Source organism: Novosphingobium sp. EMRT-2 (assembly GCF_005145025.1).
GTDB lineage: Bacteria > Pseudomonadota > Alphaproteobacteria > Sphingomonadales > Sphingomonadaceae > Novosphingobium.
In genome coordinates this window covers 760983-787195 of sequence record NZ_CP039695.1, presented here as the reverse complement: position 1 = coordinate 787195, position 26213 = coordinate 760983, and the positions used below count along the sequence as shown (strand labels likewise).

Below are 26213 nucleotides of genomic sequence, written 5' to 3'. Positions count from 1 at the left end.
CGCCGCAGACGGCGTTAGTCGCTGCGGGGTGGGCTCTGCCTTTGCAAGCGATAATTGCCAAAAAAAGGGCGGGAAATGACCCGCCCCTTTTCGCCTTACATATAGGATTCTTCCGCCGAGGGCGGCGGCGCTTGCCACGCCTGCTTCGCCTGTTCGAGCGAGAACGGCGCGCCCAGCGCGATCCAGCCGGCGAACGCGGCAGCCAGGGCGACGCTCAAAAGAAAACGCCACGCCGGAGCGAAGGTGGGCTGTTCGACGGCTTGCGTGAAAGCCTTGCGCCCGGACAGCATCGGATGGACCAGGTTGTCGCGCTTGACGAACAGGTAGAACAGGACCGCGGCGACATGGAGGGCCACGAACAGCAGCAGGATATTGAACACGACCTCGTGCGCTTCACCTGCCGCATCGCCGGTGTCGTAGGAAACGAAATGGTTGAGCGGCCCGGAAGCGACCGCGTCGGTGTCCTGCGCGATCAGTCCCAAGCCTACTTGCAGCGCCAGCAGGCCTAGCAGGACCATCACGCTCCAGCCGCCCAGCGGATTATGCCCGACGACGGTGGGCGCCCGGCCTTCGCGCGATGCCTTGAGATGGGTGAGGACCGCGCCCGGCCCTTTCACAAAGCTGCCGAAGCGAGCGGTCGATCCGCCGAGGAAGCCCCACAGCACGCGAAACACCACCAGCCCCAGCATGACGAGGCCGATGGTCTTGTGCAGATCGATCTTGCCGTTTTCACCGCTCCACCAGAGCGCGCCGAACAGCACGACGACACTCCAGTGGAACAGGCGGACCGGCGCGTCCCACAGCCGGACCTTGCCCATCAGTGGCGTTCGCGGAAGTTGTCGTGGCACCCCTTGCACGCGCCGCCGACCGCCGGGAAGGCGGTGCGGATGCGGTTGAGATCGCCGCTGCCGGCCGCCGCCTGCAGATCACCGGCCTTGGTGACAAGATTGCGCGCGGCGCCCTGGAAATCGGCCGGGCGCTGCCAGATGGCGGCGAGCGCTTCGGTCTTCACGCCCGAATCCGGGCCGGAGCCGCGCGGAAACCCGCGACCGACGTGGCCGGCGGCCTGATTCAGCGATCCCGCGCTGGTGCGGATCACGGCGAGATCGGGCGCGGGCTTCTTCAGTTCTTCGCCGATAGCCTTCATCGCGCGGCCCATCTGCTTGAAGTTCGCCTGACGCGCGGCGACCGTTTCGGCCGGCGTGGCGGCGATCGCGGAAACCACAGTTCCCGAAGCGGCCAGCGCGGCGAGGGCGAGAGCGAGGTGCTTTTTCATCCGTGACGGCTCCTTGGAAATTTCATCACGACATAGCGCAAAAACCGGGGTTTGCGACAAGGGATTTGTCGCAAACCGTATCCGTTCTTCCACCCTTTTCAGGGCGTTTCCAGCCGGTTCAGGCGTTGCTCGATCCGCTGGCGATCCGGGCTGCGCGCACGGTGTTGGCCAGCAGGCAGGCGATGGTCATCGGGCCGACGCCGCCGGGCACCGGGGTGACGGCGCGCGCGTGTTCCAGTTCGTGCGTGGCGCAATCGCCGACGATGTTCGAGGAGCCGTCGTGATCGGTGACCCGGGTGATGCCCACGTCTATCACCACCGCGCCCGGCTTGACCCAGTAGCCGCGCACCAGCTGCGGCGCGCCGGCGGCGGCGACGATGATATCGGCTTTGCGCGCCACGTCGGGTAGGTCGCGCGTTTCGATGTGGGTGACGGTAACGGTCGCCTCGCGTTCGAGCAGCAGCATCGATACCGGCTTGCCCACGATGTTCGACTTGCCGATTACCACCGCATTCAGGCCGCGATAATCGTCGATCACGCTGTCGAGCAGCATCATGATGCCCAGCGGGGTGCAGGGCACCAGCCCCCCGGTGCCGGTCGAAAGGCGGCCGACGTTGACGGGGTGGAAGCCGTCGACGTCCTTGAGCGGGCTGATCCGGTCGAGCACGCGCGCGGCATCGATGCCGGCGGGCAGCGGCAGCTGGACGAGAATGCCATGCACGGCCGGATCGGCGTTGAGCTGGTCGATCAGCGCATGGAGTTCGCCTTCCGCCGTCGTTGCCGGCATGCGGTGTTCGAACGAGACGATCCCGGCCTTGCGGCACTGGGCGATCTTGCGACCGACATAGACTTCGCTGGCGGGATCGTTACCGACCAGCACCACGGCAAGGCCCGGCGGTGTACCGGTTTCCGCCACGATCTGCCGGACTTCGTCCGCTGTTCGCTCGGTCAGCGCGCGCGCCATCGCTTTGCCGTCGATGATCTGGGCCATCTTTTGTCTCCCCCTTGCGTACTGGAACTGCATGCCGGAATCGCGTCCGGATCGGAGCCGGCGGCTAGCATATATTGTATGTGTTGCATACAAAATTGCGCAAAGTCCGTGCAGGCAAGCCAGAGACAAAAAAGGGGCCGACCAGTTGCCCGGTCGGCCCTTGAAAGTTTGGGAGAGGATGCCTGAAAGGCCCGCCCGATATGGGGCGATTAAGGATAGTGTGCAAGTGCGAAATAAAAATGCTTTGATGCATTTTTTGCAATCGGGATGTTTGTAAGTAGAGATATTATATCAATATCAATATCTTAAAATTGGAGTGTGAAGGGTAAGTCGGCCTCTAACGCGATCCAGGACCGCAAAATCCTTCCTGAAGTGTCTCGCTGGCGAGACAGATTTTGCGGAAGCGAAGCGACGCTCAGGCCGCCGCCGCGCTTTGCCCCGTCATGTCGAGCGCCAGCGCTTCGGCCACGCGGATGCCGTCCACCGCCGCCGAGAGAATGCCGCCCGCATAGCCGGCGCCTTCGCCTGCGGGATAGAGGCCGCGCGTGTTCACGCTCTGAAAATCGGCCCCGCGCCGGATGCGGATGGGGGAGGAGGTGCGCGTTTCCACCCCGGTCAGCACCACGTCCGGATGATCGTATCCGGGAACCTGCCGGCCAAACGCGGGTAGCGCCTCGCGGATCGATTCGATCACGAAGTCCGGCAGGCATTGCGAAAGATCGGTCAGGTGAACGCCGGGCTGATAGGACGGCGTGACTTCCCCGAACGTGGTGGAGGGCCGGCCGGCCAGGAAATCGCCCAGCTTCTGTCCCGGCGCCTTGTAGTTCGAACCGCCGGCGACATAGGCCAGCGATTCCCAGTGGCGTTGATAGGCGATGCCCGCCAGCGGGCCGCCGGGATAATCGCGATCCGGGCTGATATCGACAACGATGCCCGAATTGGCGTTGAATTCGGCGCGCGAATACTGGCTCATGCCGTTGGTGACGACCCGCCCTTCCTCGCTCGTCGCGGCGACGACGCGGCCGCCGGGGCACATGCAGAAGCTGTAGACCGTGCGCCCGTTGGAACACTGGTGCGAGATCGAATAGGCGGCGGCGCCCAGGATCGGGTTACCGGCACCGGGACCATAGCGGGCCTTGTCGATCCAGCTTTGCGGATGTTCGATCCGCACGCCGATGGCGAAGGGCTTGGCTTCCACATATACGCCGCGATCGTGCAGGACGTGGAACGTATCGCGCGCGCTGTGGCCGACCGCGAGCACGACATGGCTAGCCGGCAGGAACTCGCCGGTGCTGAGGTGCAGGCCCCGGATCGTGCGGGTGCCGTCGGCGGCGGTTTCGATCTCGAAATCCTCGACGCGGGTCTGGAAGCGGTATTCGCCGCCCAGCGCCTCGATCGTTTCGCGGATGCTCATGACCATGGTGACGAGCCGGAATGTGCCGATATGCGGATGCGCCTCGGTCAGGATGTCGTCCGGCGCGCCCGCCTTGACGAATTCGACCAGCACCTTGCGGCCCAGATGGCGCGGGTCCTTGATGCGGCTGTAGAGCTTGCCGTCGGAGAACGTGCCGGCGCCGCCTTCGCCGAACTGAACGTTCGATTCCGGGGTCAGCACGCTGCGGCGCCACAGGCCCCAGGTATCCTTGGTTCGTTCGCGCACCGCCTTGCCGCGCTCGATGATGATCGGGCGGAACCCCATCTGCGCCAGGATCAGCGCCGCCAGCAGCCCGCAGGGGCCGGCGCCGATGACCACGGGGCGGGGGGCGTCGGCCGGTGCGGGCGCCGTGGTGACGAAGCGATAGGCGGTGTCGGGCGTGGGGCGGACGTGCGGATCGCCGGCAAGGCGGGCGAGGACGGCCGCTTTGTCGGTCAGCGTCACGTCGATCGCATAGACCAGCTTGATCGCGCTCTTGCGCCGCGCGTCGTTGCCGCGCCGGGCAATGGTGTAGCGCACGAGGTCGGCGGGCGCGATGCCCAGCCGTTCGACGATCGCGTCTTCCAGCGCTTGGGGCGTATGATCCAGCGGCAGCTTGAGTTCGGTAATGCGCAGCATGGCTCCGTCCCTAGTCCGCCGCGCGGCGCAGGGAAAGCCGGCAAACTTTTTCGCGTGACCGGGCGGTGTCGAGGCTATATCCGGAAGAATATAGAAATGGGTGGTTGATGCTGAGACTGCTTTCCGTGTTTCTTGTTCTCCTGCTGGCGCTGGCCGGCATGCCGGCATTTGCCGCGCCGCCGGTCGTGCTGGCGGCGGCGAGCTTGCAGGAATCGCTGAATGCCGCGGCCGATGCCTGGGTGCGCAAAGGGCATGAGCGTCCCGTCATCTCCTTCGCGGGATCGTCAGCGCTGGCCCGGCAGATCGAGGCGGGCGCGCCAGCCGACCTGTTCATTTCCGCCGACGAGGAATGGATGGATCATGTCGCGGCGCGCGGGCTGGTGCGCAAGGAGACGCGGGCGACGTTCCTCACCAACCGGCTGGTGCTGGTCTCTCCGGTGGCGAGCCGGGTTTCGTTCGTGGTTGGCCCGCGCTTTCCGCTGGCGCGCGCGCTGGGCGGCACGGGGCGGCTGGCGATGGCCGATCCCGATGCCGTGCCGGCGGGCCGCTATGGCCGCGAAGCGCTCACCCGGCTGGGCGTTTGGCCAAGCGTGCAGGCGCGCGTGGCGCGGGCCGAAAACGTGCGCGCGGCCATGGCCTTGGTCGAACGCGGCGCGGCACCGCTGGGCGTGGTCTATGCCACCGATGCGCGCGCCAGCACCGGGGTGCGCATCGCTGGCTGGTTCCCGGCGAACAGCCATACGCCGATCACCTACCCGATCGCGCAACTGAACGGTTCGCGCGCGCCCGATGCCGCCGGGTTCGAACGCTTCCTGCTCTCGCGCGAAGGCAAGGCGATCTTCGCGCGGTTTGGCTTCGGCACGCGGTAAGGCACTTCATGCTGTCGGCGGAAGAATGGGAGATCGTGCTGCTTTCGCTGAAAGTCAGCGTGGTGGGCGTCGGTCTCATGCTGCCGCTGGCGTTCGCGCTTGCCTGGCTGCTGGCGCGCGTGCGCTTTCCGGGCAAGGTGCTGGTCGACGCGGTGGTCCACCTGCCACTGGTGGTGCCGCCGGTGGTGACGGGCTGGCTGCTGCTGATCGCCTTCGGCGGGAATGGTCCGGTCGGAAGTTGGCTGGACCGCACGTTCGGCATCACGCTGATGTTCCGCTGGACCGGGGCGGCGCTGGCGGCCGCGATCATGGCGCTGCCGCTGATGGTCCGGGCGATGCGGCTCTCGCTGGAAGCGGTCGACACGCGGCTGGAGAACGCGGCGCGGACGTTGGGCGCGGGGCCGTGGCGTGCGTTCCTGACGATTACCCTTCCGCTCTCGCTGCCGGGTATCCTGGCCGGCGCCGTGCTGGGCTTCGCGCGGTCGATCGGCGAGTTCGGCGCGACCATCACGTTCGTTTCCAACATCCCCGGCGAAACGCGCACGCTGCCGCTGGCGATCTATTCGGCGCTGCAGATGCCCGATGGCGATGCGATGGTGGCACGGCTGGCGGGCATATCCGTGGCGCTCTCGCTGGTGGCGCTGGTCGCGTCCGAACTGCTGGCGCGGCGTTTCGGCACGCGGGGAGGCAGCCATGTCCTTTGACGGGCCTCCTGCTGAAGCCCCCGCGTTCGCTGTCGACGTGGCGATCCGGCGCGGGAACCGGCTGATCGAGGCGCGCTTCACCAGCACCGCCGGGCTGACGGCCCTGTTCGGGCCATCCGGTGCCGGCAAGACCACTGTGCTGGACGCCATCGCCGGATTGCTGCGACCCGAACGCGGGCACATCACGATAGCGGGTACGCCTCTGTTCGATGCCGGCCAGCGCATCGACGTTCCGCCCGAACGGCGCGCCTGCGGGTACGTGTTCCAGCAAGCCCGCCTGTTTCCGCATCGGCGCGTGCGTGACAACCTGCTTTACGGCGCGCGGCTGGCGCCGACCGACCGGCGGTTCATGACGCTGGAGGACGCGAGCGCGTTTCTGGGCATCGATCATCTGCTCGATCGCTGGCCGCGTACGCTGTCCGGCGGGGAGGCGCAACGCGTGGCCATCGGACGGGCGCTGTTGGCCGGTCCGCGCTTCCTGTTGCTGGATGAGCCGCTGGCTTCGCTCGACGCGAAGCGCCGGGACGAGATCATGCAGGTGATCGAACGGCTGCGCGACGAATTGCGGCTGCCGATCCTCTATGTCAGCCACGACCGCTCCGAAATCGATCGTCTGGCCGGCACCGTGGTGCCGTTCTAGGCGGGGTTGTTTTCGACCAGCGCCTTGAGGACGGCCGGATGGAGCGGCGCGGCAAGCCGGCATCCCGCCAGTGACGCGTTGACCCAGACGACGCGGGCCAGGCACGGCGCCAGACCGGGCAAGGTCAGCCACAGCTTGTCGCCCGGGCGCAGACGTTCCACCGAGGAAAGCCGCGCGCCATCGCAAGACAGATCAAGGACGATGCCGGGCAAGCGCTGCGTGAATCGGCGGTATTGCACCGACAGCCGCGTTTCCAGGCGGTTCGCCAGGCGCATCTCGGGGCGCCGATGGAGCGATAGGGGGTTACTCATGGGCATATCCCAAAGCCGGCAAAGCATATTGTCGGCTTACCCATTTGATCCAAAAAGGTTTTGTTCATACGAACGCGAAAGGTGAACGAGTCCTTATCGGCGTTCTATTCATCGCGATCGGGCGGAACGTATCAACGCACGTCCTGTTTGAGGCCAAGATGCGCAGCCAGCGCCTTGAGATCGCGTGACACACCTTCGTTGACGAGTTCGGCAAGCCCCGGGGCGACGGAGAGGACCAGGGTATCTCCCTCCACGGTCAGCGTGCTGGCGCTTAGGCCCTGCGGCATGGCGTACGTGAAGCGGCGACACAGGCGCGTGGCAAGGCCCCAGGCCTGCGCCTCGCGCAGCGCTGCCGGCGACAGCAGCGCGGTAAGCGTGGGGGGCAGTTCCATCTTGCCGGCATTGGCGATGATCGCCGCGGCCAGCATCGCGCGTTCCTGCGCCGTGATACCGATCCAGCGCTTGCGCAACGCCCAGTCGCGCGCATGGTCCGCGCGCAGATTGGGTTCGATCCGGGCCGAGGCGAGACTCAGCATGGTGGCGGCAAGGCGGAGCTGTTCGTGCCGACCGCCGCTGCCGGCCGGGCGAGCGCTGGCCGTCCATCCGGCGACCATGGTGCCCGTGCTGGGCGATATGCCCTGATCGTTGATGAAGGCCGAGACGCCAGCCACGAGCGGGTCCTGGGTTCGTACCGCTGTCGGCATGGCTTCCCACAGCACGCCTTCGCGCAGGCCCCACGATGAAAACACCAGCCGCGCGGGTCCCAGCTTTCGCACCAGCACGGCCAGCAGCGCCGCGGTATCGGGCAGGCCGGTAAGCCGTGACCCGGAAACGCCCGCGATGGGAACCGGGCTCAACCCTTTGCGCCGGGCGAGGGTGCGCGCGAATTTCAGCGCGGCTGCGGCGGGAAGCTCGAACCCGTGGGGGTCGTCGATCGGCCATTCGCTGCGGACCATGGCATAGCGCGCGAACGCGCGGAGCGATCCCCCGACGAGGTAAAGCGTGGTCCCGGGCGTGGCGCGCCATTCCGCCCTGTCGAGCGCGTTGCCGATACGCTTGGCAAAGGCCCGGTCACCGTCGGCGCGCAGGGCCGGCAGCCGCAACGTGCCCAGCGGCATGCTGACGCCGTGCGTGCAGCTACCGCCATCGACATCGACCAGTTCAAGGCTGCCGCCGCCGAGATCGCCGACCACGCCGTGCGCGTCGGGGAACGCGCCGGTAACGCCATGCGCGCTGGTCACTGCTTCCTCTTCGCCCGAAAGCAGGCGGGGAGCAAAGCCGATCGCGCGGACTTCATCCAGAAAAGCCGCGCCGTTGCGGGCGTCCCGCACCGCGGCCGTGGCGACCACGTCGACCGTGCGGACGCCGATCAGGTCCAGCAGCGCGCGATAGCGCCGCAGCGAGACGAGCGCGGCGGTGGAGGCCTTTTCGGACAGCAGCCCGTTTTCAGCCACGCCCTTGCCCAGGCGAGCGGCCACCTTTTCGTTGTGCAGGATTTCCGGCGCGCGTTGCGGGCCGCCGTAGATCACCAGCCGGACGGTGTTCGATCCGATGTCGATGATCGCGCGCGACGGGCTGCGCGGTCCCGCCCGCTGGCTCTGTCCGGACCTGTCCCTGCTGGCCATCGTGAAATGCGTCAGCCCCGGCTGGCGCCGCCGCGCCGCAACGCGAGCTTGGGCACCTTGCGGCCCTTGGTCAGCGCCGCACCGCGACCGGAGAGGGAGGGGTTGGTCATGAAATAGCGATGCAGGTTAAAGGGAGAGGGGCCACGATCCATCCGGTGGTAGCTTCCATCCGGTTCCAGTTTCCAGCTCTGCTCCGTATCCAGCAGGTTGGCAAGCATGACCTGATCGAGCACCTGATCGTGCACCGTGCTGTTGCGGATCGGCACCAGCACTTCCACGCGGCGATCAAGGTTGCGGCTCATCCCGTCGGCCGAGGAGATGAATACGCGTGCGCGCTTGTTGGGCAGGCGCGCGGCGTTGCCGAAGGCCCAGATCCGGCTGTGTTCAAGGAACCGGCCGATGATGGACTTCACATAGATCCGTTCCGAAAGGCCGGGCACGCCGGGGCGCAGGCAGCAGATGCCACGCACGACCAGGCTGATCTCCACGCCGGCCTGGCTGGCGGCGTAGAGGCGGTCGATCAGCTTTTCGTCGGTCAGCGAATTGAGCTTGGCCCAGATCGTCGCGTGCTTGCCGGCGCGCGCGAAGGCGATTTCGCGATCGATGTGATCGTATAGCGTGTTGCGCAGCCCGATCGGGGCTATCGCCAGCATTTCGGTGCCCTTGGGCTCGACATAGCCGGTGATGAAGTTGAACAGCCGGCCCGCGTCGCGCCCGAACTTGGGGTCGGCGGTGAAGAACGAAAGATCGGTGTAGATCCGCGCGGTGACCGGGTGATAATTGCCCGTCCCGAAGTGGCAGTACGTGCGGTAGCCATCCCCTTCGCGGCGCACGACCAGTGAGACCTTGGCGTGGGTCTTCCAGTCGACGAAGCCGTAGATCACCTGCACGCCCGCGCGTTCGAGTTGCGAGGCCCACATCAGGTTCTGTTCCTCGTCGAACCGCGCCTTCAGTTCGACGACGGCCGTGACCGACTTGCCCGCCTCGGCTGCCGCGATCAGCGCCGCGATCACCGCCGATTGCTTGCCCGCGCGATAGAGCGTCTGCTTGATCGCCACCACGTCGGGATCGGATGCGGCCTGGTGGAGGAAATCGATCACCACCTCGAAGCTTTCGTAGGGGTGGTGGATCACGATGTCCTTCTCGCGGATCGCCGCGAAACAATCGCCATCGTGTTCGAGAATGCGTTCGGGGTAGCGCGGGCTGTAGGGTTCGAATTTCAGGTCCGGCCGGGCTTCGTCGACCACGGCGGACAGGCCGTTGATGCCGATCACCCCGCGCGACTTGAGAACGAGCGCATGGTCCAGCCGCAATTGCTGGCGCAGCAGTTGCTCCGCCGCCGGATCGAAATCGTCCTGCAGGTGCAGCATGATCACCTTGCCGCGCCGGCGCCGCTGGATCGCGGTGCGGAAGTAGCGGACGAGATCCTCGGCGTCTTCCTCCACTTCGATGTCGCTATCGCGCAGCACGCGGAACACGCCATGACCCTGGATGCGGAAGCCCGGGAACAGGTGCATGGCGTGGCGGCGCACCAGTTCCTCGATCGCGATCCACGCGGCTTCTTCGCCGGGCAGGCGCACGAAGCGGGGCAGGGCGGGTGGAATCAGGATCATCTCGTTGACGTCGGCGCCGTCGGCGATGCGCGTCATCGTGAAGAGAATGCCGGTTCCCTGGTTGGCGATGAACGGAAAGGGATGCGCCGGATCGATCGCCTGGGGCGTCAGCACCGGGACGACGTGTTCGCGGAAATAGTGCGACAGCCATTCGGCCTCGGCGCGATCGACCGGACCTTCGCCCACCAGGCGGATGCCCGCCTCGCCCAGTTTGCCGGTGAGTTCGGTCAGCACGTCCTGCTGGCCTGAAACGAGATCGGTGACGGCGCCATAGGCGGCCTGCAACTGCTGCGCAGGGGTCTGGCCGTCGATCGAGACTTCGCCGATCTGCCGGCGTACCTGCCCGGCCAGGCCGGCGACGCGCACCATCATGAACTCGTCGAGGTTGCTGCCGGAAATCGACAGGAAGCGCAGCCGTTCCAGAAGCGGATAGTCGGTGTTCCGCGCTTCCGCCAGAACCCGTCGATTGAAGGCGAGCCAGCTCAGCTCGCGATTGAAATAGCGATCGCCGACATGGGCTTCCGTGCCGCTTACGACACGTTTTTCGTCGCTCACCCTGTGCTCCGTGTTGCTGCCCGGATGGACCCCAGCCTGCGCCATGGTGGTGCCGTGTTACGCCTCCATGACGAAATTCTTTCTTAATCCGGCGATTTTCGCAACCGGTGCCGGCAACGATGGTTTCGTTTTTCAGGGACATCGCCCGGCGCGCTGGTGCGCGCTCGGTCTGTCGCCAAATGCGCGCGTCCTGTCGCCAGTCTATTCTCTACTCATAAAGTTGAGTTAAAAGGAGGCGTCGGTTCGCAGCGATGATTCTGCCGCGGGCCGCCACGGTGGGGAGGAGGCGGTCTTTGCGCATGGGCCGCCTCTTTCCCAGGGAGCCGACGGGGGCGTCGATAGTTTGCCTTTAGGAGTGCACAGAGAGTCTTTAATGTCTATCGAAATAGTTGAGTATATGCAGCGCACATCAACAGGGAGACAAACATGATGAATCGCCGCCTGTTCCTGTCCGCCGCCGCGGCACTGACCATGACCCTGTCTGCCTGTTCGGGCGGAGCCGGCGGGAACGGCAATGGCATCGTGCTGACCAACGTCTCCTATGATCCCACGCGCGAACTCTATCAGGCGATCAATCCCGCCTTCGCTGCCTACTGGAAGCAGAAGACCGGCAAGGACGTGACCTTCCGGATGAGCCATGGCGGTTCGGGCAAGCAGGGCCGCGCGATCATCGACGGTCTGGAAGCGGATGTGGCGACGCTCGCGCTCGCCTACGACATCGACCAGATCGCGGCGCGCGCCAAGCTGCTGCCGGCGGACTGGCAGAAGGCGTTGCCCGACAATTCGTCACCCTATACCTCGACGATCGTTTTCCTTGTCCGCAAGGGCAACCCCAAAGGCATCAAGGACTGGAACGATCTTGTCCGCCCCGGCGTGCAGGTCATCACGCCCAACCCCAAGACGGGCGGCGGCGCGCGCTGGAACTTCCTGGCGGCCTGGGCCTATGGCCGCAAGGCGGGCGGCTCCGACGCCGCGGCCGAGGACTATGTCCGCAAGCTGTTCGCCAACGTGCCGGTGCTGGATAGCGGCGCGCGGGGCGCGACGACGACCTTCGTCGAACGCGGCATCGGTGATGTCCTGCTGACGTGGGAAAACGAGGCGCTGCTGGCCGAAAAGGAAATGGGCAAGGGCAAGTTCCAGATCGTCACGCCGTCGCTGTCGATCCTCGCCGAGCCGGCCGTCGCGGTGGTGACGGAGAACGCGAAGAAGCACGGTACGCAGGAAGCGGCCGACGCCTATCTGCGCTATCTCTATACGCCCGAAGCGCAGACCGCGATCGCGCATACCTTCTACCGTCCGCGCGACGCGAAGGTGGCCGAGCAGTTCCGGTCGCAGTTCCCCGCGATCCCGATGGTCACCATCGACAAGGACTTCGGCGGATGGGGCGCCGCGCAGAAGCGATTCTTCGACGATGGCGGCGTTTTCGACCGCATCACGGCCAAGAAGTAAGTCTCCCTTTCCCTTCCGCAATCGAGCAGGCCACTGCAGATGTCCCGAACCCTTTCCCGCGCGAAAAGCTGGCGCCAGCCATCCGTCCTGCCAGGCTTCGGCTTGACGTTCGGGGTGACGCTTGCCTGGCTCACGCTGATCGTGCTGGTGCCGTTGGCATCGATCTTCATCCGCTCGGCCGGCATGGGCTGGAGCGAATTCGTGGCTGTGGGCTTTTCGGACCGGGCGCTGGCAGCCTATCGCGTCAGCTTCGGTACGGCCGCCGCCGCCGGGCTGGTAAACGCGGTGTCGGGTCTGCTCGTCGCCTGGGTGCTGGTGCGCTATGCCTTTCCGGGCAAGCGCGTGATCAGCGCGCTGGTAGACCTGCCGTTCGCGCTGCCGACGGCCGTGGCGGGCATCGCGCTGACCGCGCTTTACGCGCCGACCGGCTGGCTCGGGCAGTTCCTTGAGCCGCTGGGCCTCAAGGTGGCCTTTACGCCTGTGGGCATCGTGGTGGCGCTGGTGTTCATCGGCTTGCCTTTCGTGGTGCGCTCGGTCGAGCCGGTGCTCGCCGACCTGGGCCGCGATGTGGAGGAAGCCGCCGCCACGCTGGGGGCAACGCGGTTGCAGACTTTTCGCCGTGTGATCGTGCCCGCGATCGCTCCGGCGCTGCTCACCGGCTTCGCGCTCGCGTTCGCGCGGGGGGTGGGCGAATATGGTTCGGTGATCTTCATCGCCGGCAACATGCCGGGCAAGACCGAGATCGCGCCGCTGCTGATCGTGACGCAACTGGAACAGTATGCCTATGCCGGCGCGACCGCGATCGCCACGGTGATGATGCTGGCCTCGTTCCTGATCCTGCTGGCGATCAACCTCATCCAGGCCGCCAGCCGCAGGAGGATGGGCGCATGAGCCGGCCGCGTTCCACCACCGAAGGCCGCCTGACGCAGATCGTGCTGATCGTGCTGGCGCTCGCGTTCCTGGGCGTGTTCCTGCTGCTGCCGCTGATCGTGGTGTTCAGCGAGGCGCTGAAGCAGGGGCTGGGGCCGTTCCTTGATGCCGTCCACACCCCCGATGCGCTGGCGGCGATCAAGCTGACGCTGCTGATCGCGGCGATCAGCGTGCCGCTGAACATGGTGTTCGGCGTGGCGGCAAGCTGGGCGATCACCAAGTTCCACTTTCCGGGCAAGAGCCTGCTCATCACGCTGATCGACCTGCCGTTCTCGGTGTCTCCGGTCGTATCCGGCCTGATCTTCGTGCTGCTGTTCGGCGCGCAGGGCTGGTTCGGCCCGTGGCTGGCGGCGCACGACCTCAAGATCATCTTCGCGGTGCCCGGCATCGTGCTGGCCACGGTGTTCATCACCTTCCCGTTCGTGGCACGCGAGCTGATCCCGCTGATGATGGAGCAGGGCAAGGACGACGAGGAAGCCGCCGTCTCGCTCGGCGCGAACGGCTGGCAGGTGTTCCGCCATGTGACGCTGCCGAACATCCGCTGGGGCCTGCTGTATGGCGTGCTGCTGTGCAACGCCCGGGCGATGGGCGAATTCGGCGCGGTCTCGGTGGTTTCGGGCCACATTCGCGGCCTGACCAACACGATGCCGCTGCATGTCGAGATTCTCTACAACGAGTACGATTTCGTCGGCGCCTTCGCGGTCGCCTCGCTGCTGGCGCTACTGGCGCTGGTCACGCTGGTCGCCAAGACCATTCTCGAATGGCGCTTCGACCTCCACCATACGGGAGCAGGGCATTGATCAGGGTCCAGAACGTTACCAAGCGCTTTGGCGATTTCGCCGCGCTGCACGGCATCGATCTCGAAGTCCGTCCGGGCGAGTTCATCGCGCTGCTCGGGCCTTCGGGATCGGGCAAGACCACGCTGCTGCGGATAATCGCCGGGCTGGAGTTCCAGGACAGCGGACAGGTGCTGTTCAGCGGCGAGGACGTTTCCGACCGCAAGGTGGCCGATCGCCACGTCGGGTTCGTGTTCCAGCACTATGCGCTGTTCCGCCACATGACCGTGGCCGACAACGTCGCCTTTGGCCTGACCGTGCGCAAGCGGCGTGACCGTCCTTCGCGCGCGGCCATCGCGGCGCGGGCCGAGGAACTGCTGCGGCTGGTCCAACTCGATGGGCTGGGCGATCGCTATCCGGCGCAGCTTTCCGGTGGCCAGCGCCAGCGTGTGGCGCTGGCGCGCGCGCTGGCGATCGAGCCCCGGCTGCTGCTGCTGGACGAGCCCTTCGGCGCCTTGGACGCAAAGGTCCGCAAGGACCTGCGCCGGTGGCTGCGCGAACTGCACAAGCAGATGGGGCTGACATCGGTCTTCGTCACGCACGACCAGGAAGAGGCGCTGGAACTGGCCGACCGCGTGGTGGTGATGAACAACGGCGTGATCGAGCAGATCGGTACGCCCGAGGAAATCTACATGCATCCGGCGACACCGTTCGTCTCGCACTTCGTCGGCGAAACCAACCGCATCCCGGCCGGCCCGGCCTCGGGCGGCGCGCGCGACGAAGTCCACTTCCGCCCGCATGACGTTGAAGTGGTGCGCGAAGGCGGCGAGGCGCTGCTCGTGGACAACGTGTTCCGCAAGGGAGGCGCCTGGCGCGTCGAAGGCGCGCTGGCGGAGGGCGGCCTGATTGTCGAAATCGATATCGACGTTGCGCAGCCGCGCCCGAACCCCGGCGAAACCGTGCTGATCCGTCCCGTTCGATCCCGAGTTTTCAATACCAACCCCGAAGGAGCACAGCCATGAATACCTCTCCCGCTGCGCCCCGCACCGAGGCCGAGCGCCTGCTGGAAGAAAGCATCGCCAGCGTGCGCGAAGCCCTTGCCGGGCTGAAGTACGGCAACGTTTCGTTGACCGTGCACGAGGGTCGCGTCGTCCAGATCGACGTGACCGAGAAGAAGCGCCTCAAGCCCAACTGAGGCGCGTTCCGACCTTCCTACCGTTTCATCCGAATACCGTTCGTTTCGTCACGCCAATAATCTGATCACACCGCCAACCGGACGACTGGAGGCATCGTGATCCTGCAAAAAGGATCCTCAAGATGTCCCGTGCTCTCCTGCTGGCGGGAGCCGCGCCCTTTGCGCTGCTCGCCGCTCCCGTACTCGCGCAACAGGCGCCCGCTCCCGCGGCCGCCGAGGAAAGCGTTTCCGCACCCGACGGTGAAAGTTCGGGGGGTGACGCCATCATCGTCACGGCCCGCCGCCGCCAGGAAAACGTCCAGACCGTGCCGCTGGCGATCTCGGTGGTCGAAGCCGCCAAGCTCGACGCGCAGGGTACCTACAATATTGCGCGCCTGACCCAGATACAGCCCACGCTGCAATTCTATTCGCAGAACCCGCGCAACACCTTCATCAACATTCGCGGCATCGGCGCCCCGTTCGGCCTGACCAACGACGGCTTCGAACAGGGCGTGGGCATCTACATCGACGATGTCTATTACAACCGTATTGCCTCGGCGACGCTGGACTTCGTCGATGTGGAGCAGATCGAAACGCTGCGCGGGCCGCAGGGCACGCTCTATGGCAAGAACACCACCGCTGGCGCGATCAACATCACAACGCGACCGCCCAGCTTCGACTTTGAAGGCAAGGCCGAAATCTCGCTCGGCAACCTGAACTTCAAGCAGGGCAAGGCCTCGATCTCCGGCCCGCTGTCCGACAAGCTGGCCGCGCGCATCAGCGTCACCACGACCAGCCGCCGCGGCACGCTGTTCGATACCTACAGCAACACCTGGATCCAGTCGCAGGACAATATCGGCCTGCGCGGATCGCTGCTGTGGAAGCCGACGTCGAGCCTCAACGTCACCCTGTCGGGCGACTGGAACCTGCAGGACCCGATCTGCTGCGCGTTCGCCTATGGCGGCTATGGCCCCACGCAGCGGGCGACGAACCGCCAGTATCCCGCGCTGATTTCGTATTTCCCCGGATACCGGGTGCCCAGCACCAATCCCTATGACCGCCTGACCGACGCCGATGCCGCGCTGTCCGCGCGCAACGAGCACGGCGGCGTTTCGGCCAAGGCGGTGTGGGACATCGATCCCGACAACACGCTGACCTCGATCACGGCGTGGCGCTATTGGGACTGGAGCCCGGCCAACGACCGCGATTACACCGGCCTTGCGGTCTATACCAAGGTCAACAACCCCACCAAGCAGAACCAGTACACGCAGGAGTTCCGCTTCAACCACAAGGGCAAGGGCTACGATTTCGTGGTCGGCCTGTTCGGCTTCCACCAGGATATCCGCACCAGCGGCATCCAGCAGACCGGTCCGGCCGCCAGCAAGTGGCTGCTCAACCCCACCAGCGCGCTGTCGAACAACCCGGCGGTGCTGAACAATCTTGTCGCCATCAATGACATCCGGCTGAACAACACCAGCCTTGCCGCCTATGCCAAGCTGAACTGGGACATCACCGACAGCTTCACCGTGTCGCCGGGCTTCCGCGTCAACTACGACAAGAAGGACGGGCTCTATAATTCCGTCGTCACCGGCACCGCGTCGGATGGAACGCGGCAGGTGGTCTCGGCCGTTCCCGGTTCGCCGTACTACAACGATCCGTGGACGGCGGCGCAGCGCGGCATCCAGGCGTCGCAGTTCTTCGAGCCCAAGTTCAGCGCCTGGAACGTCTCCTACGACGTGAACCTGCGCTACAAGGTGGCCCGGGACATCAACGTCTACGCAACCTACGCGCGTTCGTTCAAGACCGGCGGCATCAACCTGAACGGCGTGCCGGCGGATGCCAACGGCGCACCGATCCAGGCGGCGGCCACGATCAAGCCGGAAAAGGTCGATCACTTCGAAATCGGCTTCAAGAGCCAGTTCTGGGATCGCCGCGCGACGTTCAACGTCACCGGCTTCTGGACCAACATCAAGAACTTCCAGGCCAACGTCAGCAACGGGCAGTTCGGCACGGTGCGCGGCTATCTGGCGAACGCGGACAAGGTGCGCACGCGCGGCGTGGAGGCCGATTTCTCGATCCGCCCGAGCGATCGCTTCTCGGCCTATGTCAACGGCGCCTTTACCGATGCCAAATACGTGAAGTTCTGCGACGCGCCGCCTCCGCCGGAACTTTCCGGGGGCACCAGCACCGGGATCGTCGCGACAGGCAAGTGCAGCTACACCGGCACGATCGCCGCACCGGGTCAGGTGGGCAACAGCCCGCCGTTCGTCGATGCCTCTGGTCAGGTGCTGCCGGGCGTATCGAAGTGGGCTTTCGCCTGGGGTGCGGAAGTGAACCAGCCGGCCAAGGTGTTCGGCGAAGAAGGGCAGTTCTACATCGGCTACGATGCCAGCTATCGTTCGCGCTGGTCGTCCAACCCCACGCCGTCGATCTACACCTGGGTCAACGGCTATTCGATCCAGAACTTCCGGGGCGGCTTCCGCACGGAATCGCTCGATGCCTTCCTGTGGGTACGCAACGCGTTCGATCGGAACTACATCGACCTGCTGCTGGCCGGAACGGGCGGCAACACCGGGTTGATCGCTGCGCAGGTCGGCGATCCGCGCACGTTTGGCGGAACCATCCGTCTGAAGTTCTGACCATTTGCGCGGAGCAGGCCGGCGTTTCCATCCAGGTCCGCCGGCTTGCCCCGCGCGTCTCAGTTACTTCCGTCGATGAAATCGCCGAGCGCGCCCAGGACCGAGCCTTCGCCACGGTTCTGGCCGCCACGGCTGCCCGACGCCGCCAGCATCCGCCCGGCTAGTCGGGCGAAGGGCAGGGATTGTATCCAGACCTTTCCCGGCCCGGTCAGCCGCGCGAAGAACAGGCCTTCGCCGCCGAACAGCACGCTGCGCACGCCGCCCGCCGTCACCAGATCGAAATCGACGCCCTGCGTGTAGGCGGCAAGGCAGCCGGTATCGACATGGAGCTGTTCGCCTGGGCCGAGTTCGCGCTCGACCAGCGTGCCGCCCATCTGCACGAAGACCCAGCCGTCGCCGTCCAGCTTCTGCATGATGAAGCCTTCGCCGCCGAACAGGCCGGTCATGACCCGGCGCTGAAAGGCCACGCCGATCGACACGCCGCGCGCGGCGGCGAGAAAGCTGTCCTTCTGGCAGATCAGCGTGCCGCCCACGTCGGACAGCTTGATCGGCAGGATCGAACCCGGCGTGGGGGAAGCGAAGGCGACGCGCGCCTTGCCTTGGCCGTTGTGCGTGAACACGGTGGTGAACAGGCTCTCGCCGGTGACCAGCCGCTTGCCAGCGCCCAGCAGCTTGCCCATGAAGCCGCCGTCACCGCCGCCGCTGCCATCGCCGAACACCGTGGTCATGCCGATCGAGGCGTCCTTCCACACGAAGGCGCCGGCTTCGGCGACGGCGCTTTCGCCGGGGTCCAGCTCGATTTCCAGGAACTGCAGTTCCTGCCCCTTGATCTCGAAATCGATGTCGTCGGCCACGCTGGAGTTGCGGGCGTGGTGCCACGGGCTGTTTGCCATGGGAGCCTCCTTGCCAAGAAAGCGCGAGAATAGCCCCTGAACCGCGATGGTACAGTGACGAATTGCCCTGCCGGCGATCAGGCCCTGGGTACTTGCGCTTCGGTGGAGGCTAGCGCGAAAGCGGCCGTTTCCTCCAGCGGCGGGGCAAGATGATAGCCCTGGCCGAACGTGCAGCCCATACTTTGCAGCATCCGGTCCTGTTCCAAGGACTCGATGCCTTCGGCCACCACGGTCAGCCCCAGCTTGCCGGCGAGATCGAGAATGGTCTGGATGATGTCGCGGCTCTTGGGATCGTCGATCGACGCGGTGAACGAGCGGTCGATCTTGAGCGAATCGAACGGCAGGTTCTTCAGGTAGCTGAGCGAGGAATAGCCGGTGCCGAAATCGTCGAGGCTGGTCTGCACGCCCCAGGCACGGATTTCCTCCAGCACCGCCCGCGTGCGCGCCGCGTCGATGATGGCGACGCCTTCGGTCACTTCCAGCTTGAGGCAGCGCGGTGGCAGTCCGCTGTCCGCGATCGCGCGGCGCACGCTTTGCGTGAAATCGGGCTGGAGAAACTGCTGCGGGGCGATGTTGACGCTGACGAACGGGCGGTTGTGCGCGGGCAACAGCCGGTGCAGCCGGGCGAGCGCGGTGCAGGCCTGCCGCATCACCCAGTCGCCGATGAACACGATCAGGCCGCTGGCTTCCGCCGCTGGGATGAAGGCATCGGGCGACAGCGTGCCCCGGGTGGGGTGCGCCCAGCGGATCAGAGCCTCGAAACCCAGCAGATACGGCGTTTCGCCAAGGCAGAAGATCGGCTGGTAGAACAGCAGGAACTGGTTTTCGCGGATCGCTTCGCGCAGTTCGCGCTCCAGCGCCATGCGCCGGCGCACGTCGCTGCCCAGCGTATCGGTGAAGGTGACGATCCGGTCCCGTCCGCCGCCCTTGGCCTCGTACATCGCGAGGTCCGCATCGCGGCGGATCTGCTCGATCGAGGTGTAGTCGCCGCCGCCGTGGGCGATACCGATCGATGCGCCCACCGATACCATCTCGCCATCGATCGGCATCGGTTCGCGCAGGGCGGCCAGCAGCCGGTTGGCGAGAAATCCGGGCTGGCGCTTGTCGGCAAGCATATCCATGAGGATAACGAACTCGTCGCCCCCCACGCGCGCCAGGGTGATGCGCGGGGAGGGGCCAGGCCAACCGTCCTTGCCGCGTATCCCGGCGACAACCCGGTCAAAGCGCCTGGCCACCTCGACCAGCAAGGCGTCGCCCGCGTGGTGGCCATGCTTGTCGTTCACCGCCTTGAAGCCATCCAGATCGATAACCAGTATCGCCAGGTCCTTGCCGGACCGCGGAAGCCGGGCGAACGCGGCGCGCGCGCGCTCGTCCAGCAGCACGCGGTTGGGAAGGCCGGTCATCGCATCGTGGCGCGCCTCGTGCAGCAACGTCGTCCGGGCGCGCTCGCGTTCCACCACGCGGGCCAGCTGCGTGCTGGCCTGGGTCACGGTCAGCAGGATGTTGTCCTTGTCTACCAGCTGGCGGCGCGAGAAGAATTCCATCACCGCCACCAGTTCATCGCCCACCAGCACGGGAAAGGCGCAGGCCGATTGCAGTCCGGACTGGAGCGCCAGATCGCGGCGCGGAAACCATTTGTCCTCCGCCATTTCGTCGATCCAGTGCGGATGCCGGTCGCGCAGCACCCGGCCAGGCAGGTCCACCCCTTCGCGCAGCACCTGCCGGCGCGAGGCATCCATGATCGCGCGGAACCGGTCGGGCTCGGCAGCGTAGGTGATCCGCGCCTGCCGCCGCGCCTTGCCTTCAAGATCGATGCGATAGGCGTGGCCGACGTCCCAGTTCATGTGGGCGCAGATTTCGGCCAGAGCGATGCCCAGCGCGGCCTTGAAGTCGCTCGACTGGTTGGAGGCGTCGGTGATCCGCTGGAGAAGCGCCAGGCGGACCTGGTTCTCGTAAAGATCGCGCCAGCTTCGTTCGGCGACGGCCTCGGCTTCGATCCGGGCCTTGCGCTCGCGCTCGAGCAGGTGACGCAGATGATCGATCCGTTCGTCGGTGCTATCCGTTTCCGGCCCGGGAAAGGTCATGTGCTTCATGGCGCCGGGCATATCCGGACAGGCTCGGCCGCCATCGCCGGTTGCGGCAAAGGGGCGGGAAGGAGGGCGGTCATGGTGGCCTCGCGGGCTGGAATGATGTGCCCGCCCTGTCTGGCAGGCAAAGGCATCGATCCGGTGAAGCGGAAGGGGCGGGTGGCCCCGTACAGGCCGTTAACTCCGTGGCAGCGCTGTTCCCGCTGGCGTCGGCCGTCAATTCCGCGCTGGTGCGGTATCATTTCGGGGACGCGGACGGGCTGTTGCGCGATCTGGCGGGGCGCGACGCAGCGCGTATCGTCGATACCCGCACCGGCTTGCTGGACGCGCTGGCCCGTTCGCCCGCGATGCGCTGAATCCGACTCGCTGAACCCGGCTACGCGGTTGGCGCGATGGTGTCCGGGGTGTTCGTCGCGACTCCGGAAAAGAAGAAGTGCACGTATTTGTGCGACCAGCGTTCATGCGCGGCCCGATCCCAGTTCTCGTCCGCCCGCGTTACGCGCGCGTGGCCGACCAGGCCTTCCAGCCAGAATTCCGCCGCCGCTGCCGGATCGTGAATATGGACCAGCCCCGTAGCATTCGCCTTGTGGATCAACGCTTCGATGGCGACGAGCGAATGGCGATAGATCGCCGTGCGAACTTCGCCGCATTCGCCGTCGCCTTCCTGATCCATCCAGTCGATCAGGCGTTCCTGCAGGATGCCGTCGGGTGAAAGCAGCAGCGACAGCACTTCGGTGCTGCGCGCGGTGAACGCTTCTATCGGCGGGAGATCCGCGCCGGTGGCGCTGATGTGGGCGTGCTGGGCTTCGATGCGATAGCGCAGGAGCGCGCCCATCAGTTCCCGCTTGTTGGCGAAGCGGGAATAGATCGTGGCCTTGCCGATATGAGCATGGCGGGCAACGCGATCGAAGGTGAAGCCTTCAAAGCCCTCGGCCAGCAGGACGTCCCAGCTTGCCTCCAGAATCCGGCCGACAATCTGTTCCGCTTCCGCTGCGGAAGGGCGTCCGCGGCGCACGGCGCGGCTTTCGCTGCTCTCATCCGCGCAAGCGACGATCAGGTCGGTCGGCCCATCTGGCGGAGTCAGCCCGTCTGTGTCTTCAGTGGCGGACGGCTTGCTGCCTTGCGAGCGCTTCGGCGAGGTCATACTGCTGCATACCGATGTCGCACGGCGCTTTGTCCGCCGATCGGTCTGCCGCTGCGCGGTGAATGGGGCAGGACATTACCAGCCCCTCTTGATAGGCCTGCCAGAATCGGCGGCCAAAATCCGAAATCCAGTCCATCCGTCCCAAATCCTCGCCTTGCTGGCGTTATGGGGACAGAGAGTGCCTTAGTTTTGCGGCGAGTCAAGACGGTATAAACGGAACGAAAACGGCTCATTTCGGCGCTTCCTCCGTCGTCTGCGCAGTCCAGCCCAGACCCAGAGCCTTTTCCACGGCGACAAAATCGGTGGTCAGTTCGGCCCGGGCCGAGATCGCCGCCATTTCGGCCTGGACCGCTTGCCGTTCGGCGGTCAGTGCGTCGCTACGGCCGGCGGTGCCTCCTTGAACGCGTTGCGACTGGAGCGCGTGCGCCCGCATGGCCTGTGCCTGGCTGTCCAGCGCCTTGCCATAGGCGATGCGCTGGCCGCCGAAGCGGGTCAGCGAATTTTCCGCGTCCTGCAGGGCTTTGAGCACCGTCCCACGGAAATTCGCCTCCGCTTCGGCGTATGCGCCTTTCGCCGAGCGCACTTGCGCGTTCACGCGGCCTCCGTCGAACAGCGACCACTTGATCTGGGGCAGCGCCAGCCCGACAAGACTGGATGTCTTGAACACGTCGGCGAAGTTCTGTCCGCCGGTGCCGAGCAGGCCGGTGAAGCTGATCTTCGGATATTTGTCCGCCACCCTGGCGCCAATGTCGGCATTGGCGGCGGCAAGCTGGCGTTCGGCCATGCGGATGTCCGGGCGGTTGCGCAGCAAGAGCGCCGGATCACCCACGGCGACGTCGGCCGGCGGCAGCGGCACCGCGTTCGGAGCGGACAGCAGCGCGTCCAAGGCTCCCGGCTCGCGCCCGGCAAGGACCGCGATCTGATCGATCAGCACGACGATGTCGGCCCGCGTCTTCGCGCGATCCGCTTCGGTCTGCGCGAGTTGGGCGCGGGCCTGCGCTAGCGGCTGTTCCGGTGCGGTGCCGCCCGCCAGCCGTTGCCGGGCAAGGGTGACGAGGTCGCCGTCGATTGCCGCCTGCCGATCGGTCAGCGCCAGCACGGCCTGCTTGGCGCGCAGCGAAACGTAGGCGCGCGCGATCTCGGCCGAAAGAGTCACGCGGGCGTCGGCAAGGCCCGCTTCGGCGGCCTCGGCGCGGGCGGAAGCCGCTTCGATCTTGCGACGCGTGCCGCCGAACAGGTCGATCTCCCACGAGGTGTCGAAGCCTGGTGCATAGGCGTGGAACTCCTCGCGTCCCGAATTGCCCAGAATGCTGCCGGGAAGGTTCACGTAGGGCACGGCGAACGAAACGCTGGCGGTGGGCAGCAGCGCGGTCTTGTTGACCTCAAGCCCCGCGCGTGCCTGCGCGATGCGGGCGTTCGCGGCCTGCACGTCGGGCGCGTTCGCCAGCGCGGTTTCTATGACTTGGTCCAGCACGGGATCGCCCAGCGCCTGCCACCAGCGGGCGGTGGGCGCGGCGGTGCTGGTTCCGGCGTCCGCGCGCAGGAAACTGCCGCGCGTGGCAGCGGTATCCGCCACGTTTGGCGCGCCGTGGTAGTCGGGGCCGACCGTGGCGCAGCCGCTGACGAGCAGCGCGCAGGAAGCGAGCAGGGGGGCGAGGAGAGTTCGGGTGATCGGTCGCATCAGTGCATGGCCGCCATGTGGCGTCCCTTGGGAAGGGGACGCAGGAAAAGGACGAGCGGGGTCACCACGAGAATGCCCGCCACAAGGAACATGAAATCGTCATTGAACGCCATCACCATGGCTTCGCGCAGCACGGTGCTGTCGATCTGGCGGATGGCAGCGGCAAGGCCGTCGGGGCCGCCGCCGAACGTGGCGGAGGTGCTGGAAACCCAGTCCTGCACGGCAAGATCGTTATTGCCGAGAGCGGAATTCAGCGTCCAGTGATGATAGTCGAGCCGGCGCTCCTGGACGGTCGCCAGCAAGGCAAGCCCGATCGACCCGCCCAGATTGCGCGCGGCGTTGAACAGGCCTGAGGCGTCGCCGGCTTCGTCGGGGCGCACCGCCGCGATCGCCGCCTGGTTGAGGAACATCATGCTGAGGACCTGACCCAGTCCGCGAAGGAGCTGGGAATCGACGAAGTCCGAACCCGTGGAGTCCGCGGTAAGCGATGTGTCGATGTAGCACGATGCCATCATCAGCAGCAGCCCGGTGGCGACGATCAGCCGCAGGTCGAACCGGCTGAGCAGGATCGGGAACAACGGCATCATCATCATGGCGGGAATGCCCGAGATGAAGACGACCTGCCCGGCCTGCATCGCGTTGTAGCCGGCGATAGCGGCCAGGAACTGCGGGATCACGTAAGCGGTGCCGTACAGCACCACGCCCAGGATCAGCGCGAGGACGAAGACTGCCGCGAACGTGCGGTTGCGCAGCAGGGCCAGCTTGATCACGGGGCGGCGCGCGTACAGCTGTCCCAGTCCGATCAGCACGAAACCCAGCACGGTGACGGCGGTCAACTGCCAGATCAGCGTGGATTCGAACCACTGTTCGCGGTTGCCTTCCTCCAGCACGACCGTCAGTCCGCCCAGTCCCAGCGCAAGGCCCGCGATCCCCAGCCAGTCCGCCTCGATCAGTTCGTCCAGCTTGGGCTTCTGGTCGGAAAGGCCGACAAGCAGCAGCACCATAAGCGCCAGACAGACCGGAACGTTGATGAAGAAGGCATAGTGCCAGCTGAAATTCTCGGTCAGCCAGCCACCGGCCAGTGGCCCGAGTACGGGGCCGAGGATCACCGTCGAGCCGAACAGCGACGTGCCGATCGGTTGCTGTGACGGAGGCAGACGTGTGGCGATGATGGTCATGGCTGTGGGAATCATCGCACCGCCGGTAAAGCCTTGCCCGATGCGGCCGATGATCATGCCGGTCAGCGTCGTCGACGTGCCGCACATGATCGAGAAACCGGTGAACAGGACGGATGCGATCAGCAGGAACCGGCGCAGGCCGAACACGCGCTCCAGCCAGGCGGTCAGCGGAATGATGACGATTTCGGCGACGAGATAGGCCGTCGAAATCCAGGTGCCTTCGCTGGCGGAGGCACCGATCTCGCCCTGGATGGTGGGAAGCGAGGCGTTGACGATCGAGATGTCGAGCGTGGCCATCAGCGAGCCGAGCGCGCCGGCGGCTACGCCCAGCCAGGCGGTAAGGTCCGCGCGTTCGCGCGCCGGCGGCGGCGCGGGCGGCTGCCCAGCCTGTTCCGCGGGAAGGGTGGCTGCGCTCATGGCCGCTTCGGCGCCTGTTCCTGCTCGCGGCGGATGGATTCGATGGCTCCCTTCGCGGCGGACGTATCGACCTGGACCGTCAGCGACAGCCCGGGAACCAGGACCCGCTTCGATTCCGGCCCGGAATTGATGCGGATGCGCACCGGCACGCGCTGCACGATCTTGGTGAAGTTGCCGGTCGCGTTCTGCGGCGGGATCAGCGAGAAGTTGGCGCCGGTGCCCGGGGTGATGCTGTCCACCACGCCATGAAACGCCACATCGGGCAGCGCATCGACCTTCACGGTCACCGGCTGGCCGGGCCGCATCAACCCGATCTGGGTTTCCTTGAAGTTCGCTTCCACATAGATCGCGTCGACCGGCACCACCGTCAGCAGGCGCTGACCGGGCTGGACGTACTGGCCGAGCCGGACCGACGAATTGCCGATGCGGCCGGCGATGGGGGCTACGATGCGCGTTGTGGCCATATCGTTGTTCGCGGCCTGGCGCTGGGCGAGGGCGGCTTCGATCTGGGCGGCGGACTGGTTCGCCTGCGCCTCGATGGTGCGGACCTTGTCACGCGCCGCGGCAAGCGCGGCCTGCTTCGCGGCAAGATCGGACGCGGCCTGATCGCGGTTCGAGACGAACTGGTCCAGTGTCTGCTTCGGTTCCGCGCCGCTGGCGACAAGCGGGCGGAAACGGGCGACTTCGCCGTTGAGATAGGTGAGCTGGCGCTGCGCGGCGTCGACTGCCGCCGAGGCTTGCCCCACGGCCGAACGCGCTTCCGCGATGCTGGCGATCGAGGCCGCCTGCGTGGCGCGCGCTACCTGAACTTGCGCGTCGGACTGGGCAAGGCGCGTCTGGTAGTCGGTCGGATCAATCTGCACGAGCAGCGTTCCCGCCGCGACCGACTGGTTATCCTTGAAGTTCACCGCCCGGACATAACCGGACAGCTTGGAACTCACCGTTACCCCGTCCGCCTTCACATAAGCGTCATCGGTTTCCTGGATGAAGCGTCCATAGAGGCGATAGTTCGTGTAGGCATAGATGCCATAAGCCGCGCCCACGATCAGCGCGATCAGGCCGATACGGCGGACGCGCTTGCTACGTTTACCGTTGCCGTTTGGCGCAGCGCCGCTCGGATCGATGCCATTCTCTCCGGGCGTATCCGGGGAAACCGGGCTGGAATCGCTTTCGCTGGGAGCGGTCATCGTGCGTCCTGACAACAAGGG

The 26213-nt window shown here is 66.0% G+C and carries 23 protein-coding genes; 10 read left to right on the top strand and 13 right to left on the bottom strand.

Going from position 1 to position 26213, the window contains the following annotated elements; all coding sequences use genetic code 11:
* Window positions 1-95 precede the first annotated feature (95 nt).
* From FA702_RS03955 to FA702_RS03940, 4 genes are all read right to left on the bottom strand, one after another.
* Window positions 96-818 carry a cytochrome b/b6 domain-containing protein gene (locus FA702_RS03955; protein WP_136955121.1) on the bottom strand — a complete coding sequence of 241 codons (723 nt, stop codon included), beginning with the start codon at window positions 816-818 and terminating at the stop codon, window positions 96-98.
* Entirely contained in the window at window positions 818-1276 is a 459-nt protein-coding gene (locus tag FA702_RS03950; RefSeq protein ID WP_136955120.1) for a cytochrome c, read from the bottom strand. Before FA702_RS03950 ends, FA702_RS03955 begins: the two co-directional genes overlap by 1 nt.
* A gap of 118 nt (window positions 1277-1394) precedes the next feature.
* The gene (gene folD / locus FA702_RS03945) at window positions 1395-2267 is read right to left on the bottom strand and encodes a bifunctional methylenetetrahydrofolate dehydrogenase/methenyltetrahydrofolate cyclohydrolase FolD (protein ID WP_136955119.1); all 873 of its coding nucleotides are present in this window, start codon (window positions 2265-2267) and stop codon (window positions 1395-1397) included.
* A gap of 415 nt (window positions 2268-2682) precedes the next feature.
* Complete coding sequence (locus FA702_RS03940) at window positions 2683-4320, bottom strand: NAD(P)/FAD-dependent oxidoreductase (protein ID WP_136955118.1); 1638 nt, start codon at window positions 4318-4320, stop codon at window positions 2683-2685.
* Window positions 4321-4427: 107 nt separating this feature from the next.
* Here FA702_RS03940 and modA point away from each other — a divergent pair, with 107 nt between their 5' ends.
* The 3 genes from modA to FA702_RS03925 are packed head-to-tail and all read left to right on the top strand — an operon-like array spanning window position 4428 to window position 6533.
* A complete protein-coding gene (modA, locus tag FA702_RS03935; RefSeq protein ID WP_136955117.1) occupies window positions 4428-5189 on the top strand; it encodes a molybdate ABC transporter substrate-binding protein in 762 nt (253 codons plus the stop codon).
* Between the two features lie 8 nt (window positions 5190-5197).
* Window positions 5198-5893, top strand: coding sequence for a molybdate ABC transporter permease subunit (gene modB / locus FA702_RS03930; RefSeq protein WP_136955116.1), 696 nt, complete (start codon window positions 5198-5200; stop codon window positions 5891-5893).
* Entirely contained in the window at window positions 5883-6533 is a 651-nt protein-coding gene (locus tag FA702_RS03925; protein WP_136955115.1) for an ATP-binding cassette domain-containing protein, read from the top strand. The genes modB and FA702_RS03925 overlap by 11 nt, the downstream gene beginning before the upstream one ends.
* On the opposite strand, the gene FA702_RS03920 is transcribed toward FA702_RS03925, so the two are convergent.
* The 3 genes from FA702_RS03920 to FA702_RS03910 form a co-directional block, all read right to left on the bottom strand.
* Entirely contained in the window at window positions 6530-6844 is a 315-nt protein-coding gene (locus FA702_RS03920; RefSeq protein WP_255504704.1) for a PilZ domain-containing protein, read from the bottom strand. The genes FA702_RS03925 and FA702_RS03920 overlap by 4 nt on opposite strands.
* 131 nt (window positions 6845-6975) lie before the next feature.
* A complete protein-coding gene (locus tag FA702_RS03915; protein WP_136955113.1) occupies window positions 6976-8469 on the bottom strand; it encodes a Ppx/GppA family phosphatase in 1494 nt (497 codons plus the stop codon).
* An 11-nt stretch (window positions 8470-8480) separates the two neighbouring features.
* Entirely contained in the window at window positions 8481-10682 is a 2202-nt protein-coding gene (locus tag FA702_RS03910; RefSeq protein ID WP_136955112.1) for an RNA degradosome polyphosphate kinase, read from the bottom strand.
* Between the two features lie 384 nt (window positions 10683-11066).
* Here FA702_RS03910 and FA702_RS03905 point away from each other — a divergent pair, with 384 nt between their 5' ends.
* The 6 genes from FA702_RS03905 to FA702_RS03880 all read left to right on the top strand — a co-directional run bounded on the left by FA702_RS03905 (window position 11067) and on the right by FA702_RS03880 (window position 17605).
* Window positions 11067-12086, top strand: coding sequence for a sulfate ABC transporter substrate-binding protein (locus FA702_RS03905; RefSeq protein WP_305036248.1), 1020 nt, complete (start codon window positions 11067-11069; stop codon window positions 12084-12086).
* A gap of 39 nt (window positions 12087-12125) precedes the next feature.
* A complete protein-coding gene (gene cysT / locus FA702_RS03900; protein ID WP_136955111.1) occupies window positions 12126-12977 on the top strand; it encodes a sulfate ABC transporter permease subunit CysT in 852 nt (283 codons plus the stop codon).
* On the top strand, window positions 12974-13816 hold the full coding sequence (gene cysW, locus FA702_RS03895; RefSeq protein ID WP_124808847.1) for a sulfate ABC transporter permease subunit CysW: 843 nt from the start codon (window positions 12974-12976) through the stop codon (window positions 13814-13816). Before cysT ends, cysW begins: the two co-directional genes overlap by 4 nt.
* Window positions 13813-14814 (top strand): sulfate/molybdate ABC transporter ATP-binding protein, encoded by a 1002-nt coding sequence (locus tag FA702_RS03890; protein ID WP_255504702.1) that lies wholly within the window; start codon window positions 13813-13815, stop codon window positions 14812-14814. Before cysW ends, FA702_RS03890 begins: the two co-directional genes overlap by 4 nt.
* Window positions 14811-14987, top strand: a complete 177-nt coding sequence (locus FA702_RS03885) for a YezD family protein (RefSeq protein WP_124808849.1) — start codon at window positions 14811-14813, stop codon at window positions 14985-14987. The genes FA702_RS03890 and FA702_RS03885 overlap by 4 nt, the downstream gene beginning before the upstream one ends.
* A 122-nt stretch (window positions 14988-15109) precedes the next feature.
* On the top strand, window positions 15110-17605 hold the full coding sequence (locus FA702_RS03880; protein ID WP_136955109.1) for a TonB-dependent receptor: 2496 nt from the start codon (window positions 15110-15112) through the stop codon (window positions 17603-17605).
* A 59-nt stretch (window positions 17606-17664) separates the two neighbouring features.
* Here the strand turns inward: FA702_RS03880 and FA702_RS03875 are convergent, their stop codons facing one another.
* Together FA702_RS03875 and FA702_RS03870 are read right to left on the bottom strand one after the other, a co-directional pair.
* Complete coding sequence (locus tag FA702_RS03875; RefSeq protein ID WP_136955108.1) at window positions 17665-18498, bottom strand: TIGR00266 family protein; 834 nt, start codon at window positions 18496-18498, stop codon at window positions 17665-17667.
* A gap of 77 nt (window positions 18499-18575) precedes the next feature.
* Window positions 18576-20591, bottom strand: a complete 2016-nt coding sequence (locus FA702_RS03870) for a bifunctional diguanylate cyclase/phosphodiesterase (protein WP_168195983.1) — start codon at window positions 20589-20591, stop codon at window positions 18576-18578.
* Window positions 20592-20770: 179 nt separating this feature from the next.
* Here FA702_RS03870 and FA702_RS22690 point away from each other — a divergent pair, with 179 nt between their 5' ends.
* Window positions 20771-20941 (top strand): hypothetical protein, encoded by a 171-nt coding sequence (locus FA702_RS22690; RefSeq protein ID WP_168195982.1) that lies wholly within the window; start codon window positions 20771-20773, stop codon window positions 20939-20941.
* Between the two features lie 20 nt (window positions 20942-20961).
* Here the strand turns inward: FA702_RS22690 and FA702_RS03865 are convergent, their stop codons facing one another.
* The 4 genes from FA702_RS03865 to FA702_RS03850 form a co-directional block, all read right to left on the bottom strand.
* Window positions 20962-21729, bottom strand: coding sequence for a TetR/AcrR family transcriptional regulator (locus FA702_RS03865; protein ID WP_255504701.1), 768 nt, complete (start codon window positions 21727-21729; stop codon window positions 20962-20964).
* Window positions 21730-21958: 229 nt separating this feature from the next.
* Window positions 21959-23410, bottom strand: coding sequence for an efflux transporter outer membrane subunit (locus FA702_RS03860; protein WP_136955106.1), 1452 nt, complete (start codon window positions 23408-23410; stop codon window positions 21959-21961).
* Window positions 23410-25005: an MDR family MFS transporter gene (locus FA702_RS03855; protein ID WP_136955105.1), complete on the bottom strand. Its 1596-nt coding sequence runs from the start codon at window positions 25003-25005 to the stop codon at window positions 23410-23412. The genes FA702_RS03860 and FA702_RS03855 overlap by 1 nt, the downstream gene beginning before the upstream one ends.
* Window positions 25002-26192, bottom strand: a complete 1191-nt coding sequence (locus FA702_RS03850; RefSeq protein WP_136955104.1) for an HlyD family secretion protein — start codon at window positions 26190-26192, stop codon at window positions 25002-25004. Before FA702_RS03850 ends, FA702_RS03855 begins: the two co-directional genes overlap by 4 nt.
* Window positions 26193-26213: the final 21 nt, after the last annotated feature.

Excerpts from the sequence above, each read along its gene's own strand:
- FA702_RS03870 (WP_168195983.1), bottom strand. The coding sequence starts at position 20,591 with ATGAAGCACATGACCTTTCCCGGGCCGGAAACGGATAGCACCGACGAA.
- FA702_RS03850 (WP_136955104.1), bottom strand. The coding sequence starts at position 26,192 with ATGACCGCTCCCAGCGAAAGCGATTCCAGCCCGGTTTCCCCGGATACG.
- FA702_RS03855 (WP_136955105.1), bottom strand. The coding sequence starts at position 25,005 with ATGAGCGCAGCCACCCTTCCCGCGGAACAGGCTGGGCAGCCGCCCGCG.
- FA702_RS03905 (WP_305036248.1), top strand. The coding sequence starts at position 11,067 with ATGAATCGCCGCCTGTTCCTGTCCGCCGCCGCGGCACTGACCATGACC.
- FA702_RS03865 (WP_255504701.1), bottom strand. The coding sequence starts at position 21,729 with ATGACCTCGCCGAAGCGCTCGCAAGGCAGCAAGCCGTCCGCCACTGAA.
- FA702_RS03910 (WP_136955112.1), bottom strand. The coding sequence starts at position 10,682 with ATGGCGCAGGCTGGGGTCCATCCGGGCAGCAACACGGAGCACAGGGTG.
- FA702_RS03955 (WP_136955121.1), bottom strand. The coding sequence starts at position 818 with ATGGGCAAGGTCCGGCTGTGGGACGCGCCGGTCCGCCTGTTCCACTGG.
- FA702_RS03950 (WP_136955120.1), bottom strand. The coding sequence starts at position 1,276 with ATGAAAAAGCACCTCGCTCTCGCCCTCGCCGCGCTGGCCGCTTCGGGA.
- modB (WP_136955116.1), top strand. The coding sequence starts at position 5,198 with ATGCTGTCGGCGGAAGAATGGGAGATCGTGCTGCTTTCGCTGAAAGTC.
- FA702_RS03860 (WP_136955106.1), bottom strand. The coding sequence starts at position 23,410 with ATGCGACCGATCACCCGAACTCTCCTCGCCCCCCTGCTCGCTTCCTGC.
- cysW (WP_124808847.1), top strand. The coding sequence starts at position 12,974 with ATGAGCCGGCCGCGTTCCACCACCGAAGGCCGCCTGACGCAGATCGTG.
- modA (WP_136955117.1), top strand. The coding sequence starts at position 4,428 with ATGCTGAGACTGCTTTCCGTGTTTCTTGTTCTCCTGCTGGCGCTGGCC.
- FA702_RS03940 (WP_136955118.1), bottom strand. The coding sequence starts at position 4,320 with ATGCTGCGCATTACCGAACTCAAGCTGCCGCTGGATCATACGCCCCAA.
- folD (WP_136955119.1), bottom strand. The coding sequence starts at position 2,267 with ATGGCCCAGATCATCGACGGCAAAGCGATGGCGCGCGCGCTGACCGAG.
- FA702_RS03920 (WP_255504704.1), bottom strand. The coding sequence starts at position 6,844 with ATGAGTAACCCCCTATCGCTCCATCGGCGCCCCGAGATGCGCCTGGCG.
- FA702_RS03880 (WP_136955109.1), top strand. The coding sequence starts at position 15,110 with ATGTCCCGTGCTCTCCTGCTGGCGGGAGCCGCGCCCTTTGCGCTGCTC.
- FA702_RS03875 (WP_136955108.1), bottom strand. The coding sequence starts at position 18,498 with ATGGCAAACAGCCCGTGGCACCACGCCCGCAACTCCAGCGTGGCCGAC.
- FA702_RS03885 (WP_124808849.1), top strand. The coding sequence starts at position 14,811 with ATGAATACCTCTCCCGCTGCGCCCCGCACCGAGGCCGAGCGCCTGCTG.
- FA702_RS03925 (WP_136955115.1), top strand. The coding sequence starts at position 5,883 with ATGTCCTTTGACGGGCCTCCTGCTGAAGCCCCCGCGTTCGCTGTCGAC.
- cysT (WP_136955111.1), top strand. The coding sequence starts at position 12,126 with ATGTCCCGAACCCTTTCCCGCGCGAAAAGCTGGCGCCAGCCATCCGTC.
- FA702_RS03915 (WP_136955113.1), bottom strand. The coding sequence starts at position 8,469 with ATGGCCAGCAGGGACAGGTCCGGACAGAGCCAGCGGGCGGGACCGCGC.